Source organism: Paenibacillus aurantiacus, assembly GCF_042431225.1.
In the GTDB taxonomy this organism is placed as follows: Bacteria; Bacillota; Bacilli; order Paenibacillales; family Paenibacillaceae; genus Paenibacillus_Z; species Paenibacillus_Z aurantiacus.
Genome location: NZ_JBHMDO010000054.1, coordinates 1 through 17,078 on the forward strand (window position 1 = coordinate 1; position 17,078 = coordinate 17,078).

The window sequence follows — 17,078 nt, forward strand, 5'->3', positions numbered from 1 at the left end:
GGTACTCCTCCATCAAACGGCGCAGCCTGTAAAGCTTAACCTAACAGCATTGCCCTCCGCTGAGGGGAACCAAAGGGCTCTGCCCTCTGAACTCCCTTTTCGTGCTGACAACATGGGTTGCGGGCGGCGGTTGCGTTCGAGCGGGGCACGCTTTTGTCCTGACAGACAAAGCTTCAGTTTCATTCAACGTTTTTCCTTAACCTGACAGCATCGCCCTCCGCCGAGGGGAACCAGAGGACTTCACCCAACTTATGCTTCCGAAGTGAGTTTTCCGCTGGAAAACTTCAGGATTCTCTTTTTCGTGCTGCCACGCCTTATCAACCGGATACCGCAGGTGATTCACCGGGCGCTTTTCCGCATTCCCCTGGCAGCCCCTCGCGAATAGCGACCTATTCGATGATGCGAATCGTGACGCGGAGTCCGCCGAGCGGCGAAGCCTCCAAGCAAAGGTCCGACGCCGATCCGAACTGATGGACAAGCCGCTGCCGAATGTTCCACAACCCGCAGCCCATGTCGTCGTCCATCGACTTCCGCAGCTTCGCCGCCAGCTGCATCAAGCGATCCGGATCGAGGCCTGCTCCGTTGTCGTCCACGACGATCTCCGTCACCCCGTCCTGCTTCGAACCCGTCATGCGGATCATGCCCGGTCCGGGCTTCCGCTCGATGCCGTGCACGATGGCGTTCTCCACGATCGGCTGCAGCAGCAGCCTTGGAAGCGTCATGGACAGCATGTCGTCCGGCATGTCGATCTCGTACTGAAGCCGGTGCATCTTCATGGCATGAATGTCCAAATAATTGCGAATGAGGTCGAGCTCTTCGCCCAGGCTGCCCGTCTGATTCTCCACCCTCGTCGTATACCGGTAATATTTGCTCAAGCGCTGCGTGACGGCGATGATGGCCTCCTTGTTCTCAAGCTGGGCCATGCTTTGAATGAAAGCGAAGCTGTTGTACAGAAAATGGGGATTAATCTGCGATTGAAGCTGCTTCAGCGTCGCCTCCCGAACCCGAAGTTTCTCTGAGAAAACGCTTTCAATTAATCGTTGAATCTCCTCCGCCATGTGGTTGAATTGATCGAACAGATACTGGAACTCATTGTTCGTCTTGGCGGACACTCTGGCCGAATAATCCCCTCGCTTCAGCTTCCTTACGCTCAGAATGAGCTCGCGGACCGGCATCTGCACGTTGCGGTACAGCAAGGCGGCGGCCAGCAGACTAAGCGCGAGCAGCAGCCCGGTCGAGGCATAGAACAAGTTCCGGCTGTCCGTGATCGGCTGCAGCAGCTCCCCGAGCGGGGTATAGTCGACGAGATACCACCCGAGCGCTTTCGACTTCTCGTAGGTCACGATATAAGGTTTGCCGTTGATTTCGATTTCCGTATAGCCGGATGGAGCCAGACGCAGCGCATGCAGCTTCTCCACGACCTGCCCGAGCAGCTCGCGATCGTACGAGGTTCCCGTAATCGGTTCATAATCCGGATGATAGAGAATCGGATTGCCGCTGCTTCCGTGCCGCAGCTGGTCCAGCATCGTCGAGATGTTATTCGCCGAGAAGGCGACCTCAATGATCAGATTCGCCTTGTTCAAGTCCAGCTTCTTCATGTACGGTTCCGTCAAATAGCGGATGAAATGATACCCTTCCCCGTGGTCGGTGGCGATTGAACGATAGGTCCACGACTCCGTCTGATCGCTTTGCAAATGATGAACGTCGTATCGCAGGGACGAATTGGTCGTAATCGTCTGCCCGGTCCCCGGCGCGAAAATCGTAAACTCGTTGTTCCAGCCGAACGTATTGCTCTGCAGATCGGCCTTGGCCGCGATCAATTCTTTCGTGATCAGCACGTCGTACGAAGCATTCCGGATCGATTTGAACATCAGCTTCGACGCGTCCGGATCGCTGCCGAGATTGAACGCCGCCTTCCATAGCTGATCCGCCGTCGCATTCAATTGCCCGACGAAGAACGACAGCCGGCTGCCGTTCGATTTGTTGATTTCCCGTTCGATGACCCCAGTGCTGACCTGGTTGGAATAGCTGTAGAGCAGCACGATCGGCACGAGCAGCAAACAGAGAAGAATCAATATTTTATTGAAAATGCTAAGCTTGAACGGCATCGCTTCAGCCCCTCGTTGTATCCGTCTTGTAATGCTATGTTAGCCTTTGACGGAACCGAGGACAATGCCCTTGACGAAGTACTTCTGCAGGAACGGGTATACCGCCAGAATGGGCAGCGCGCCGATGAAAATTTGCGAAGCTTTGACGGTACGGCTGGATATATTCGCGACGTCTTCCGCCTGGATGCCGGCTTCTTGGAAGTTCTCCTTGCCGATCACCGACTGCAGGAACGTGGCGAGCGGATAGTCCTTTGGATTCTTCAAATAAATCATGCCGTCGAACCAGGAATTCCAATGCGCCACCATCTCGAACAGGCTGATCGTCGCGATGCCCGCCATCGATACCGGCAGATAGACGCGGAACAACGTGGTGAAATGCCCGGCGCCGTCGATTAAGGCCGCCTCCTCCAGCTCGATCGGAACGGTGCGGAAGAAATTGAGCATCAGGATGAGCAAATACGCGCTCGCCGCGCCCGGAATGACCAACGCCCATACCGTATTGAGCAGCCCGGTCTCCTTCACGACCAGGTACGTCGGAATCATCCCCCCGCCGAACAGCATCGGGACGACGAAGAACCAGGCATACGCGCTGCGTCCGGCGAATTTACGGTCTGGTTTGGACAGCGCATAGGCGGCCAGCAGCAGCACCATGATCGAGATGCCCGTACCGAGCACGGTTCGCTCGACGCCGGCATACAAGGCGCGGAGGAAGTGGGTATTCGCGAGCGTCTGCTCGTACGCGTCCGTCGTAAAGCCGACCGGCCAGAAATTGACGATGTTGGCCGTTGCGGCCGCTCTGGAACTGAGCGATACGGCGAACACGTGCAGCACCGGCAGCACGCACAGCAGCCCCAATACGGCGAGCGCGATCGTGTTGCAGATCGAGAACAGTTGATAGGAAGCGGATCGATGCCGCATGTCGCCAGACCTCCTTAGAAGATTCGATAATCGGCCAGCTTGTATAGAATGCGGTAACAGACCACGATGAGCGTGAAGCCGATGACCGATTTGAACAACCCGACGGCCGTGCCGAAGCTGAATTGTCCGCCTTCAAGGCCGACCCGATAGACGAACGTATCGATAATATCGCCGGTCTCGTAGACGAGCGGATTGTATAAATTGTAGATTTGATCGAAGCCGGCGTTCATGATTCGGCCCAGCGCGAGCGTGGCCACGACGACGAGAATGGGCATGATCGCCGGAACCGTAATGTGAAGGGTCTGCTTCCACCGATTCGCGCCGTCGATCTCCGCCGCCTCGTACAAATTCGGGTTGACTGCGGCGAGCGCGGACAAGAAGATAATCGCGGCGAATCCGAATTCCTTCCATACGTCCGTGACGACCACCGTCGCCCGGAACCAGTCATTGCTGCCCAGGAAGAAGATCGGCTCCGCGCCGAATAGACCGAGCAACCGGTTGACGATGCCTCCCTGAACGGCGAGCACGTCCACGAAGATCCCGCCCAAGATGACCCAGGACAGAAAATGCGGCATGTAGACGAGCGTCTGGATCGTCTTCTTGAACGCCGTCTTGACCACCTCGTTGAGCAGCAGCGCGAACAGGACGGGCACGAGAATGCCGAGGATTTGCTTGCAGAACGCGATCACCAGCGTGTTCCAGATGACTTGCTTGCTGTCGGGAAACGTGAATAAGTACTCGAAGTGTTCCAGCCCGACCCAGGGCGAGTCCAAGATGCCCACCCAAGGCTTGTAATCTTTGAAAGCGATGACCGAACCGAGCATCGGTATGTACTGATAGATCAGCGTAATCAGGAATGCGGGGAGCACCAGCAGGTGGAGCGGCCAGGTTCGCTTCCAATAGGAAGCGAATTTGCTTGTCTCTTTCATTCTCGTCACTCTTCTCCTATTGGCCGGAGGGGCTTTTTGGAACTTGCTCGTTCTCCTCTTCCGAAAGCCCCCGGTCCGCGTTACTTTTTCTTCGTGCTCTCGTACCATTTGTTCGCATCGGCGATGACCTGATCGCCGCCGCTGGCTTTCCATTCCTTCACGAATTCATCGAAGTAGTCCACCGGTTTCTCGCCGTATATGATTTTCAGATACGTCTCCGACTCCAGCTTGTTCAGCAACGCCCCTTTGGACTGCATCGTCTCGCTCGGCGCGCCCTGGAAGGCGTTGAATTTGTCGGCGGCGGATTGAGTCTGACGCACGTTGCCCGCTTCCAATTGGGATTTCGTCAGGCTCTTCACCCGCTCTTCCGCCGAGTTGGCGGCCGGCGCGTTCGGGTCGGCTACGAACTTCGCATAACCCGGGTCGCCCAGGTATGGGACGGTCGGCGCGAATGCGCCGTGCAGCGCGTACAGCGCATACTTCATCTCCATCGCTTTGCCGCTGGCGAGCGGCCACTTGTCTTGCGGGACGCCGCTCTCTTGGAAGCCGCTCTTGACGATCCTGCCGTCGTGCTTCACGTAGTCGTAGCCCTCGAAGAACCCGATATCGAACGCCGGATCGTAATACGGATCCGTGCTGCCGAATTGACGCGCATACATTTTGTTCAGATAGGCGAACCAGGCGTCGATATGCTTGAACTCCTTGCTGAAGACGAGGGAGCCGCCCGTCAAATTCACGACGCGCCCGACCTTGCCGTCCGGTCCTGCCGGAACCGGATACGCCTTCCATACGGCGTTCGGATTCGCCTTCAACGTATCCTCGAGCGGCCATTGGCCCATCCAGTTCGGTCCGAACACGACCCCCGCCGTACCTTTCGCCGCCGGCTCGACGGCCTTCATCGCGTCCTTCACCCCGGCCTCGGGATCGATATAGCCGTTCTTCTTCCATCTGGCCATCGTCGCGAGGAACGGCTTGGCGGACGGGTCGACGGCGCCGTACACCAGCTTCCCGTTCGCATCCGGATTCCAGAACTGCGCGATCAAGCGGAACTCCGGCGCCATATAGTCGCTATATGCCCCGAAGATCGGGTCGGCGCTGGCCATCCACGTATACATGCCGTCCTTCAGCGATACGGCGAGACCGAACGTATCCGCTTTGCTATTGCCGTCCGGATCTTGATTCGTGAACGCGTCCAGCAGCTTCTCGAGCTCCTCGATCGTCGTCGGCGCCTTCCTATTCAACTTCTTCAGCCAATCCTCGCGAATCCACATGACGCCGCCCTCGTCGGCCGACAGGAAACGCGGAATGCCGTAGATGACCCCGTCGCGCGTGACCGGCTCGAAAGCCTGCGGGAATTTGGCGAACAGCTGCTTCAAATTCGGCGAGGCATACTTCTCGATCGCGTCGTTCAAGGGCAGCAGCTTGCCGGCGTCGATCAGATCGGCCGCGAACGATCCCGTGAAGACGTCGGGCAGCTTCTCGTCGCTTGCGAGGAGCAAACGAAGCTTCGTATCGAAGTCCGCCTGCTTGCCGACGATGAAGTCGAATTTGACCTCGATGCCCATGTTGTCTTTCATCCACTTCGTGAACACGTTGTCCTCGATCGATTCGCCGGGCTTGAACGCATTATCCAGCTGCTCTTGCACGATCGCCGTCGTAATCGTCACCGGCGGGTCGAACTTGATCTTCGCCTGCTGCGCGTGGTCAATCGCTTGTTCCGTCGCCTTGGCCGGCGCCGTTGCTTCGGGCGTCTCCTTCGACGCGACCGCGCCGTTGTTCGGTTTGTTGTCCGACGAACAAGCGGCCAAATATGCAGTGAAGACCAGAATAAACGCCATGGAGCCGAGCAAGCGCTTCCTCTTCTGTTTCACTTTCCATCCCCCTCGATGTATGTGGTAGACTTGCTGATCTCATTCTACCTCCGCGGATGAAAGAAAGAACACACAACTCTTTTAAGGTTTGCATCAAAAAACGAGTATTTCCTCCCCCCTTCAAGGTTCCCTCCCCCTTCCCCCTCCTCTGAGGGGAACCAGAGGGTTAGCACCCTCTGGACACCGCTATATAGCGTACCTTCTACGCGGCCGTCTTCGATGTGTCCTTTCGAGGTATGCTCGCTTTGTCCAGTAGTCAGGTATGGGAGTCGTTTTCATTTGGACAAGGCTGTTGTTCGAGCTTCGTTCGCAACGTTTGGCCTTGGGGCGGCATCCTGCTTCGTTTACGTTTCTATTGCTGCTTTCGTGCAGACTCTCGCTTTCGTCCGCTTCCGCGGACACGCTTTACGTTTGTGGCCGTGCTTCATAAGCAACGAAAAAACCTCTATCGAAACCGCTCGGGATGAGCGGTTTCGATAGAGGTTGATCGGATTGCCTATAAGATTGTTCGATGTCGGGCGTGCCGTGTCGCGTGCGTTTATATTTCTCGTCGATGCGCGGGGGCGCACGATTCCCGCTCTACGAGCGAGGCCGAGATGAGGATGTGCTTCGGCTCTTCGTCCGGGTCCGCGATCATCTCGATCGCGCGCTGGAAGGCGAGCCGCCCGAGCGCTCGCATGTCCTGCTTCAAGACGGTGAGCGGCGGGCGCTGCAGGGAAGCGGACGGGAAATCGTCATAGACAAGCAGAGAGACGTCTTCGGGGACGCGAATCCCCTGCTGCTGCAGCGCTTGGAGCAAGGACAGGCCGAGATGCGGGGCAATCGCGAAGTAAGCCGTGTAGCCTTGCGCGAGCATGCTGGAGAACGTCGCTTCCGCGGATTCCTCCTCCGCTACGTAATACACGCGATCATTCAGCTCCCGCAGCAGCTGTCGGTCGACGGACAAGAACCCGTGAATGCGCTCCTCCATCCAATCGGAAGCGGATTCGGGCGCCACGACGGCCAGCTCCGCGTGGCCGAGACGCCGCAAATAGTCGGCGGCGGCTCGTCCCGCGCCGTAATGATCGGTCGACACCTCGTTCACCTTAAGCGGCGCCGTGCCGGCGACTTGGCGCTTGCCGATGAACACGATCGGGAAACGCATGGCGAGCAGCTTCTCGAATCCATATAGCGGCGAGGTCATGCTAATGACGATCAAGCCGTCGACCCCCGAGCGCATCACCTGTTCGGTCCAGTCCGTCTGCTCCCCGTTCATCTGCTGCGAGAAGCCGAGCAGCACGACGTTGTAGCCAAGCTGCAGCGCTTCGTGGCCGATACCCATGAGCGTGTCGCTGAAGAAATCCTCGAGCGGATTGGAGAGCCCGCCGTAGAATAGCACGCCGAGCGATTGGCTCCTGGCACGGCTCAAGCCTTGCGCCATCCGGTTCGGGATGTAACCGAGCTGCTCGGCGATCGCGGTCACTTTGTCGCGGGTCTCGGCCGAAATGCGCGGATCTCCGGCAAGGGCGAGCGATACGGTCGCTTTCGAGACTTGCGCGAGTTGGGCGATATCTTTCAATGTTGGCAAGCACTTCACCTGTCTTCCGGTTGTCGTATCCCTCCATTGTAAGGGATAAGAAAGCCGCCTCGCAATGCGCGCAAGGAGTCGTTGACTTTTGCGAAACGTTGCTTTAGCATTCTATTAAACCGGTTTAATTGATGTTTAATAACTTTATTCAGAAGGGAAGAGATTGTTGATGACGACTGGATTCCCGCAAGCCACGTTTACCATTCCCGCCCAAACGCTGCCCGTCTCGCATACCCCCGACGTAGTCGTCGCGGGAGGCGGCGCCGCCGGCATCGCGGCCGCGATCGCCGCTGCCCGAAGCGGCGCGCGCACCTTGTTGATAGAGCAGCGCGGCTACTTGGGCGGCATGGCCACCGCGGCGCTCGTCCCCTCCTTCTGTCCGTTCACGGACGGGGAGAAGCCGGTCATTCGAGGCATCGGACTCGACTTGATGGAGAAGATGAAGCTCGCTTCCGGAGAGACCTTCCTCCGCGCGTACAAGGAGCAGCTCGATTGGGTGCCGATCGACGCGGAAGCGCTGAAACGCGTGTATGACGAAGAAGTGCAAGCGAGCGGCGCCCAGCTGCTGTTCCACACGTTCGTAGACCAGGTGCTGACTGATGGCGACCGGATCCAAGGCATCGTCGTCAGCAACAAGAGCGGGAGGTCGGTCGTGCAGGCGAAGCTGTACGTCGACGCGACAGGCGACGCGGACTTGGCCGCCCTGGCCGGCGTGCCTTTCCAACTCGGAGGGGAAGCCGGCGAGCTGCAGCCGGGCACGATGTGCTATCTCGTCTGCAATGCCGACAAGGCGCGATTCCTGCTTTTCCTCGACGAGACCGGCCAGAATCCCGGGCTCGAGAAGACGCTGGCGGAAGCGCAGCTCAGCGGCGAGTTGCCGGAGGGGCGCAAACGGATTTCGGGCATTTCGTGGCTGTCCGATTCCGTGGTCGGGTTTAATTTCGGCCATATCTTCGGCATTGACGGCTCCAAGGCGGAAGATCTGACCCGCGCGGCGATCGAAGGGCGCAGGCTGATCGAGCGGCAGCTCGCTTTCCTAAGGAAGCATGTGCGGGGCTTCGAGCGGGCGAAGCTCGTTCATTCCGGGGATCAGATCGGCATTCGCGAGACGCGGCGCATTCAGGGCGACTATACGCTGACGATCGAGGATTTCCTGTCGATGCGGTCGTTCGAGGATGACATTGCCCGCAACTCGTATTACATCGATCTCCATTTGGCCAACGCATCCGGCGCGATGGCGATCAAATATTTGCCCAAGGGCAAGTCGCACGGCGTCCCCTTCCGCTGTCTGCTGCCGCAGGGCAAGTCGAACCTGATCGTCGCCGGCCGGTCCGTCTCCTCCGACCGTCCCGTGCAAGGTTCGCTTCGCGTCATGCCCAACTGCTTCGCGATGGGGCAAGCGGCCGGCACGGCGGCGGCGATGGCGGCCGAAGCTGGCGCTGGCTTCCGCGGCATCAGCGTGCCGGAGCTTCAGCGCAGACTGATCGAACAAGGGGCATGGCTCGGCGAGCATCCAGGGCAAGCGGATATGGAGCATGCCGTGGCAGCGGGGACCGTAGAATATGACGAAGAAGCCTGAGACTGAGGGCATGACGAAGGAGCTTGAGACTGAGGGCATGACGAAGGAGCTTGAGAGCGAGGGCATGACGAAAGAGCCTGAGACCGAAGGCAAGACGAAGGAGTTTGACACCGAGGACATGACGGCGCCGCCTGTGCGGCGATCCGTCGCATGCGACAGCGCAAGCCGAGGATCGAACGAAGATCGATTGAGAAGCTGCATGGAAGAGAGGAAGATTCGATGACGCTGGAATGGCATTCGCCGCTGGAGCCGCCTTTTCATATCGCCGGATTCGCTTGGGTTCGCGAAGAGAAGCTATACCGAAGGCTGCCGCGAACGCCTTCGCATCCGATTCCGCCAATGGTCGATCAGCTGGCGAACCATACGGCAGGCGGACAGATCCGATTTCAAACGAACTCGGCGAGCTTATTCGTGAAGGTCCGGTTGAGCGGCATCGCCGACATGAACCATATGCCGGCAACAGGGCAATGCGCATTCGACTGCTACATCGGCAGCCCCGGAGAACAGAAGTATTACGGCACCACCGTGTACGACCATTCCAAGCCTGAATACGAGGTCAAGGTATACGAGAACCACATGGATGGCCTTCGCAATATTACGTTGTATTTCCCGCTCTACATGGGGGTCGAAGACGTGCGGATCGGGCTTGCCCCTTGCGCGGACTTGTTCCCTCCGCCACCCTACGCCAGCGATCGGAAGATCGTCATCTACGGCACGTCCATCACGCAGGGCGGCTGCGCGTCGCGGCCCGGCATGGCATATCCGAACATCCTAAGCCGCAGCATCAACGCGGAGTTCTGCAATCTCGGCTTCTCCGGCAGCGGGAAGGGCGAATCCGAGGTCGCCGAACTGATCAGCGGCATCGCCAATCCGGGCCTGCTCGTGCTCGACTACGAAGCCAACTGCGACAGCCCCGATTCGCTCCGCGCCACGCTGCCGGCATTCATTCGGATTTATCGCCGCCGTCATCCGGACGTGCCTATTCTGGTGCTTTCGCAGATTCGATTCGGCAAGGAACATTTCGCGCCGGAACTGCACGCGCTCCGGCTGGAGCGCCAAGCTATCCAACGATCCGTCGTGGACGCCTGCCTGGTGAACGGGGATCGGCGCATCTACTTCTGCGACGGCGGCGCGCTGCTGGGCGAGGATTACCACGATTGCACCGTCGACGCCGTTCATCCGACCGATCTTGGCTTTCATCGAATGGCGGAGGCGCTTGTGCCTGTGATTCGTCGATATTATAGGGGATAAGGACGCCCAATAATAAAAGAGCCGCGTTAAACGCGGACTCTTAAAGTGTTGACGCTGTGTATGCGCGACGCTGCCTTCTTACTAGGCTCGACGCTACAGCGCCTCCGCCGTCTTTCCTACTACTCCAAGCTAAACCGGAACATCTGCTCGAATAAGACGAGATGACTGTCGAGAATCGCATCCGGCGTTAGCTTCACGCCCGGTCCGTCCAGCCCCATGTTCGACTCGAAGGTCAGGCTCATGCCTCCGCACACATGGTGAATGGCGGACGTCAGATTGAACGAGGGGAACGGATAATTCCCTGTGTCCGCCTCGATCAAGTTGCGGTCCGCGAACGGAATGCCCTGCTCCGCATAGGCTTTGGCCATTCTCCCGTTGAACGCCTGATGCCGGTTGGCGATGTACAGCGGCAGATAAGGAATGGTCGTAAAATGGACCTCGCTATTCGCGCCGCCATGAAGCAGCACGGAGAAGTCGACGGCCTCCCGATCCGCGAGCGCGAGCAGCGCGCTCGTCTCCTTGGCCATCGGCGCGAAAAAATGGTCATGCATCATATTCACGCCGTCATCGTTGAAATACGAGCCCAAGTATCCCGCGGCATCCTTGATGGGATGCACCGCCTTGCAATCCGGCCACTTGCATAACGTGCCATCCTTCCACGACCCCTGCATGTAATACACGAACTGCTCGTACGGGACATCGATCAGCGTATCGATCGGAAGTCTCGCCCGTCCGTCGGGATTCATGCACGGGATCAGGAGAAGACGGAACCGATGGGCGTTCTCCGTAATATACGGGTACGGGTTGCCCCGGTAATCCGTACCTGTCTCGAGCAGATGGATGAGATTCATCACCGCCGCGATGCCCTCCAGCTCGCCGCCATGGATGCCGCCGACGATCAGCAGCACGGGCTTCGCCTGATCGCTCTTCCTCGCGTAGAACGCCGGATCGCCCGCGCCGCAGGCGGAGCTGTAATTCGCTTGGCGATGAAAATCTTCTTGCGTCCCGTATTCGGCGATAGGGATGGCTCTGCCGCCTGCCGAAGAGGCGAGCGTGCGGACCGAACCTTGCGATACACGGGCCAACCCTTCCTCAATGTCTTGCAGCCTGCTTATCCAAAATGGCGCGACCACCTGCGACTCCTCCTTTACAACCTGCCAAGTTTCATGAGACAGACCGCTAATGCCCGCATGGACGATGGCCAGCCGGTCATCTCGGCGTCAGTCTGCGGAAGTGCTCGAGCGAGACCCGCCCCTGCAGCGGCTCGCCGGCCGCGAACCGCCCCAGCTCTTCGACGATGAATTCGCACAGCTCGCGCTTGAGCAATCCGTGGAAGCCGCCGATATGCGGCAGACAGAGGACATTCGGCATGTGCAGCAGCTCGTGGTCCGCCGGGAGCGGCTCGTGATCGTACACGTCAAGCGCGGCCGAGATTCGGCCGGTCCGCAGCTCGGCGACAAGCGCCTGCTCGCATACGATCGGACCGCGTGCCGTATTGACGAACAATCCGCCGTCACGCAGCCGCCGCAGCTGCTCCGCGCCGATCATCCCCTCCGTCCGCGGCGTCCACGTATTATGCAGCGAGACGATGTCGCTTCGTTCGAACAACTCGTTCAACCCGCACAGCTGGACACCCAGCGCCTCGGCCTCTTCCGGCGGGCAATAGCTGGAGTGCAGCAGAATGGTCGCGCCGAAGGGCTGCAGCATCCGAATGACCTGCTTGGAAATTTCGCCGTATCCGACCAGACCGATGACCCGGCGCGTCACGCCCAGCACGGTCTCTCGGTTGTTGACGCTCCATCGGCCCTGCCTCAACCGAGTGCTGTACCCGGCATGGTCCCACGCTCCGGCGAGCATCAGCGAGACCGCGCATTCAGCGGTGGAGTGCGCCAGCACCTTATTCGCCGACGTGACGGCAATGGGCGTCGCGAATACCTCCTCGCTTACAATGGAAGCTACGCTACCGGCGCCATGACCGATGAACTTCAGCCTGCCCGCGCGTGCCATCACCTCAGACGTGAAGAACGGCGAGCCCCAGGACGTGATGCATGCGTCATAATCGCCAATTCGTTCCGCCAACTGCTCGCTGGTGAATCTCGCATCCAGGGGAACGAAATCTACTTCGGTGTAACGATTCATTTTGTCCAGCACTCGATCGTGCCAGAACATGTCGCGCAGCCCGGCGTCGGCGATCGTCACTAAAGTTCTCATCACTTCGAACCTCGATTCCTTTCAAGTTGGAGAAGCTGGCGCATATAGGCGGTATAATGCGGAAAAACGACATCCGGCTCCATGCCGGGTACTTGCAGCTCGCGCCGCCATTTGGTCTCCCATTCCAGCGAATAATAGCCCCTGTAACCGGATTGCTCCAGCAGTTCGACAATCGAAGCGATCGGAACGCGACCTTCCCCAATGCGCGTATACGTCCAATTCGTCGCCATCGGATCGTCGGCAGGCATGCCGTCTTTGACATGAACATGCACGCATTGCGCGCCAAGCAGCGCGACCGTCTCCTCCGGCGCTTCTCCTTCTTCCAGCGGGTGGATCAGATCGTAGATGACCACGCAGTTGGGCCGGTTCACATCATCCAGCAGCTTGCGCAGGACGCGGCCCGTGGAAAATTCATTATGCGTCTCGATCCACAGCTGCACGCCGTAAGCAGCCGCATAATCGCAAGCTTGCCGGAGCGCGCCAACCAGGCTGGCATAGGGGATATCGGGGACGATCTGGTCTTTGCGGGACGTGAAATAGCCCAGAAATACCCGCACGCCCCGCGCATCCAAATCGCGAGCCAATGCGACGACTTTGGCGAAATGATGGAATTGCCCGGCATCCTCCCCGCTGCCCGTGAAGCAGACGCCGGAGCCAATGTCGGTAATCGTCACCCCAGCCTCCTTCGCCAATCGAGAAGCCTGTAGCCGTTCGGCCGGAGACAACCCGACATGGATGGCCCAGGCTTCCCCCTCCCGGAGCTCCAAGCCTTGATATCCGCCTTCCTTCGCCGCCGCCACGATAGCTTCCAGCGACCAGCCTTCGCAAGGTATCGTGCTGAATGCCAGACGTTGCATGCCGCTCCCCCCTTTGCTGCTTAATAGGATGAACAAGAATCCCTTGTCCTCGTCATCGCCCTTACCCTTTCACCGATCCGATCATGACGCCTTGCACGAAATGCTTCTGAATAAACGGATAGACGCACAAAATCGGGAGGGTGCCGACCAGAATGACCGCGTACTTAAGCGACTCCAGCACGACGGGGCGGCCGCCGACGGAAGAGCTGACGGTCATATCGCCGACCTGGCCGATCATGACGATGTTGCGAATCGTCACCTGAAGCGGGTGCAAGTCTGCGTTCCGCAAGTAGATGAGCGCCGAGAAGAAGTTGCTCCAGATTCCCACGGCATAGAAGAGCGCGATGGTCAGCAGCACCGGCTTCGAGAGCGGCAGCACGATGCGCAGCATGATCATCCAATCGGACAGGCCGTCGATTTTGCCCGATTCCTCCAGCTCTCGCGGGATCCCCTGGAAGAAGGTTCGCATAATGATCAAGTAATAGGGAGAGACCAGGCCCGGCAGCACCATCGCCCAGATCGTATCCAGCAGGCCGTAGCTGCGAATGACCAGATAGGTTGGGATCAGCCCGCCGGAAAACAGCATCGTGAAGACGATGAGCATCATGAACGTTCGGCCGAATACGAGATTGCGGCGGGAGAGCGGATACGCGCCCAGAATGGAGAAGAACAGCGATAGCGTCGTCCCGAGTACGACATAGATCAGCGTATTCTTGTAGCCGATTAAAATCCTTTTATCTTGGAACACGGCGGCATACGCGTCGAAGTTCAGCCCTCTCGGCCAGAGCGACACTTGGCCCGCCACGACCGGTCCGGGTTCGCTAATCGACACGGCCGCCATGTGCAGGAACGGAAACAGCATCGCGCACACTAACAGCGCCATGAGCAGCACGTTCGCGTAATCGAAGAGCAGGGAGAAGACGTTCCGATTCTTTACCATAGGCTGGTCTCCCCTAATCTGCGGCTGATTTGGTTGGTCGCGTACACAAGCAGGAAGCCGATGACGCCCATGAATAGATCGATCGCCGTCGCATAGCTGAAGTTGCCTTGCAGAATGCCGACACGGTACACGTAGGTGGCAATCACGTCCGACGTATCGTACGTGGCCGCATTGGACAGCAGGAATACTTTCTCGAAGCCGATCTCCAGCGCATGGCCGATTTGGAGGATGAACATAATGACGACCGTGGCAGCCATCCCCGGCAGCGTCACATGAAGCGTCTGCTTCCATCTGCCCGCTCCATCCATCCGGGCCGCCTCGTGCAGCTGAGGATCGATCGTCGTGATGGCCGCCAAATAGAGGATCGAGCCCCAACCGACCTGCTGCCAGATTTCCGAGAGCACGTAGATCGAGCGGAACCAATCCGCCTCCTGAAGGAAGCTAATGGTCGAGAATCCCAGCCCTTCGATTACGCGGTTGACCCAGCCGGTGCTGGGCGACAAGAGCATGATCAGCATGCTCGCGACCACCACATTGGATAAGAAGTGCGGCAGGTAGCTCACCGACTGGACGAATCGCTTATATACCGCATGGCGCAGCTCATTAAGAAGCAGGGCCAGAATAATCGGCGCGGGAAATCCGAACAGAAGCTTATAAGCGCCCAGCAGCACGGTATTCTTGATGATGACGAGCGCGTCGCGGTTATCGAAGAACTGCGCGTAATATTTGAATCCGACCCATTCGCTTCCCGATATGCCTTTGAACAGATTGTAGTCCTTGAACGAGATGACGATGCCGAACATGGGCACGTATTTGAATAGAATGAAATACAGCAGGACCGGCGCGAACATCAGCACGAATGCCCGGTCCCGCTTCAGCTGCTTGACGATCGATGACGATTTCACTACGGCACCTCTTTCCCGCGAGCGTCCGAGGCGAAGGCTGGTCTTCAACCTGCATCCAGCCTTTGCCCGCGCTTGGGTTACTTGATGTTCTCCTTCAGCCGATCCAGCGCAACCTGATACGTATCGATCACCTTCTGCGCCCCGATCTTGTTCAGTTCCTCCAAGAACGCGTCCCACTGTGACATCGGCGTCTCGCCGATAATGAACTTCGCGACGGACGAGTCGTAATATTTGTTCAGCTGCTCCTCGGTGGCCGTAATGGCGTTGCGCTCCTCATCCGTCAGCAGCGGCGTCATATTCATCGTCGGGAATTGATATTTCATCGCCTCCGAGAAAGAATGCTTCTCGTTGTCGTTGCTAAGCGACAGCGAAGCCTCGATGTCGGCGACGCCGTAAGCGGCCGAGGTAAAGATGCCCAGCTCTTTGCGCAGGTCGTTCGGCTCCTTGAACTGCGGCAGGAAATTGCGCTTCCCGTCCTCGATCGTGTACGTCTCGCCTTCCTTCCCCCAGCTGAGAATGTCCTTCCCTTTGTCGGAGTAGACGAAGTCCAGATAACGCAGCGCGGCATCCTGATTCTTCGTCTTGGAGGATACGGCAATGCCGTAGTCTTCATAATCCGCCTTCTGGATATAGGCCTTGTCTCCATACCCGAGCGGAGGCGCCATGAACTTCAGATGCCCGCCGTTCTGGAGCTGGCTGTTCATAATTTCGATCTGGCCGATATATTGAATCGTCATGAACGTTTTGTCGGTGGCAACCTGCTGCGTCCACGCCTTATAGTCCATGGACAGCCAGTCTTGCGGAATAAGCTTCTCTTGATAGAACTTGTTCAGATACTCGACCATGACCTTGAAGCCCGGGTCGGTTACCCCGTACTTGATTTTGCCTGGCGCAGCCGGGTCTTCGTACATGTAAGGATACACGCCGAATTGCGGTCCGAATGCCCGAAGCGTGTTGACTCCGTGACGGAAGGTGAAAGGATAGCTGTCCGGATACAGCGCCTTCAGCTGCTTGGCCGTCTCGTATAGTTCGTCCCATGTTGTCGGCGCCTTCAAGTTATGCTTCGCGAAGATGTCGTCCCGATAGAACCAGACCATCAGATTGCCCGCGCCCATGCCGTCGTTCAGCACATGGTACATCTGTCCGCCCGGCGAGGTCATGCGCTGCGCGACTTCCGGCTTGGCGTCCAGAAATTTCTTCACGTTGGGCATTTGATCCAGATGCTTGGATAGATCGAGGAACGCCCCTTGCGGACCGTATTTCTGCGCATCGCCCGGGAAGACGGTGAACAGGTCGGGCATGTCGCCCGAAGCGATCGCCAAGGCCAGCGACTCCGGCCCCGTCCACGTCTCTTGCTTAATCGCGATGTTGGTTTCCTCCTTCACCCACTTCCAGACCGCCCAATCCGGCTTGGGAGGCGCAATCTCCTTGAGATCGGTCAGCAGGCGCAGCGTCGCTTCCGGCGCGCTGCTTGGCGTGTTAGCCGGAGCTGTGCTCTCCTCCGCGCTCGGCGAAGCGGATGGCGGCTCAGCCTCGTTCCCGGTTGTCGCCGTCCCTCCATTGCCCGAACACCCCGCAATAAGGGAAGCGATAAGAATGGCCCCGATTACGCTAATCTTCTTTTTTCTTTTCACCCTGGATGCACCGTCCCTTTAGTCGAGTAATCGTTTCGCTCCTTGCAAGTCCGCTGAATTCGCTTTCAACTGGTCCCTCGCTCCGGATTACCGCCATCATAAGGCCGGCCCCGGCATTCCGAATATAGACGGAACCGCGCGTCCTGCAACTCCTTTAATGTTTTCGTAAAAAACGCGCAGTTTCCGCAAAAGCGCCCAGCGCCTTCTATTGGCCTTTCGAGGACAAAGCTGTCCGGTTAAGCGAGTCTAAGCGGATGAATACGCAGTCGGAGCGTTATGCCCACCTCAACCTCACGCTGCGAATTCTT

Annotated in this window: 14 protein-coding genes; 3 read left to right on the top strand and 11 right to left on the bottom strand. The window is 58.3% G+C overall.

Going from position 1 to position 17,078, the window contains the following annotated elements:
• Positions 1-389: 389 nt before the first annotated feature.
• The 5 genes from ACFFSY_RS33015 to ACFFSY_RS33035 form a co-directional block, all read right to left on the bottom strand.
• Positions 390-2,108, bottom strand: a complete 1,719-nt coding sequence (locus ACFFSY_RS33015) for a sensor histidine kinase (RefSeq protein ID WP_377502524.1) — start codon at positions 2,106-2,108, stop codon at positions 390-392.
• 39 nt (positions 2,109-2,147) lie between these two features.
• Positions 2,148-3,026, bottom strand: coding sequence for a carbohydrate ABC transporter permease (locus ACFFSY_RS33020; RefSeq protein WP_377502526.1), 879 nt, complete (start codon positions 3,024-3,026; stop codon positions 2,148-2,150).
• 14 nt (positions 3,027-3,040) lie between these two features.
• Positions 3,041-3,955, bottom strand: coding sequence for an ABC transporter permease (locus tag ACFFSY_RS33025; RefSeq protein WP_377502528.1), 915 nt, complete (start codon positions 3,953-3,955; stop codon positions 3,041-3,043).
• An 80-nt stretch (positions 3,956-4,035) separates the two neighbouring features.
• Positions 4,036-5,826: an extracellular solute-binding protein gene (locus ACFFSY_RS33030; RefSeq protein ID WP_377502530.1), complete on the bottom strand. Its 1,791-nt coding sequence runs from the start codon at positions 5,824-5,826 to the stop codon at positions 4,036-4,038.
• A 538-nt stretch (positions 5,827-6,364) separates the two neighbouring features.
• Positions 6,365-7,393: a LacI family DNA-binding transcriptional regulator gene (locus ACFFSY_RS33035; RefSeq protein ID WP_377502532.1), complete on the bottom strand. Its 1,029-nt coding sequence runs from the start codon at positions 7,391-7,393 to the stop codon at positions 6,365-6,367.
• A 169-nt stretch (positions 7,394-7,562) separates the two neighbouring features.
• Here ACFFSY_RS33035 and ACFFSY_RS33040 point away from each other — a divergent pair, with 169 nt between their 5' ends.
• The 3 genes from ACFFSY_RS33040 to ACFFSY_RS33050 are packed head-to-tail and all read left to right on the top strand — an operon-like array spanning position 7,563 to position 10,223.
• Positions 7,563-8,972, top strand: a complete 1,410-nt coding sequence (locus ACFFSY_RS33040) for an FAD-dependent oxidoreductase (RefSeq protein WP_377502534.1) — start codon at positions 7,563-7,565, stop codon at positions 8,970-8,972.
• A complete protein-coding gene (locus ACFFSY_RS33045) occupies positions 8,956-9,195 on the top strand; it encodes a hypothetical protein (protein WP_377502535.1) in 240 nt (79 codons plus the stop codon). The genes ACFFSY_RS33040 and ACFFSY_RS33045 overlap by 17 nt, the downstream gene beginning before the upstream one ends.
• The gene (locus tag ACFFSY_RS33050; protein WP_377502537.1) at positions 9,192-10,223 is read left to right on the top strand and encodes an SGNH/GDSL hydrolase family protein; all 1,032 of its coding nucleotides are present in this window, start codon (positions 9,192-9,194) and stop codon (positions 10,221-10,223) included. The genes ACFFSY_RS33045 and ACFFSY_RS33050 overlap by 4 nt, the downstream gene beginning before the upstream one ends.
• 119 nt (positions 10,224-10,342) lie before the next feature.
• Here ACFFSY_RS33050 and ACFFSY_RS33055 read toward each other — a convergent pair whose 3' ends face one another.
• The 6 genes from ACFFSY_RS33055 to ACFFSY_RS33080 all read right to left on the bottom strand — a co-directional run bounded on the left by ACFFSY_RS33055 (position 10,343) and on the right by ACFFSY_RS33080 (position 16,770).
• On the bottom strand, positions 10,343-11,356 hold the full coding sequence (locus ACFFSY_RS33055; protein ID WP_377502539.1) for a M14 family zinc carboxypeptidase: 1,014 nt from the start codon (positions 11,354-11,356) through the stop codon (positions 10,343-10,345).
• A gap of 76 nt (positions 11,357-11,432) precedes the next feature.
• Positions 11,433-12,434, bottom strand: a complete 1,002-nt coding sequence (locus ACFFSY_RS33060; protein ID WP_377502541.1) for a hydroxyacid dehydrogenase — start codon at positions 12,432-12,434, stop codon at positions 11,433-11,435.
• A complete protein-coding gene (locus tag ACFFSY_RS33065) occupies positions 12,434-13,291 on the bottom strand; it encodes a sugar phosphate isomerase/epimerase family protein (protein WP_377502543.1) in 858 nt (285 codons plus the stop codon). Before ACFFSY_RS33065 ends, ACFFSY_RS33060 begins: the two co-directional genes overlap by 1 nt.
• 61 nt (positions 13,292-13,352) lie before the next feature.
• Complete coding sequence (locus ACFFSY_RS33070; protein ID WP_377502545.1) at positions 13,353-14,231, bottom strand: carbohydrate ABC transporter permease; 879 nt, start codon at positions 14,229-14,231, stop codon at positions 13,353-13,355.
• Positions 14,225-15,082 (bottom strand): ABC transporter permease, encoded by an 858-nt coding sequence (locus ACFFSY_RS33075; RefSeq protein ID WP_377502822.1) that lies wholly within the window; start codon positions 15,080-15,082, stop codon positions 14,225-14,227. Before ACFFSY_RS33075 ends, ACFFSY_RS33070 begins: the two co-directional genes overlap by 7 nt.
• Positions 15,083-15,213: 131 nt before the next feature.
• Positions 15,214-16,770, bottom strand: coding sequence for an extracellular solute-binding protein (locus ACFFSY_RS33080; protein WP_377502547.1), 1,557 nt, complete (start codon positions 16,768-16,770; stop codon positions 15,214-15,216).
• Positions 16,771-17,078: the final 308 nt, after the last annotated feature.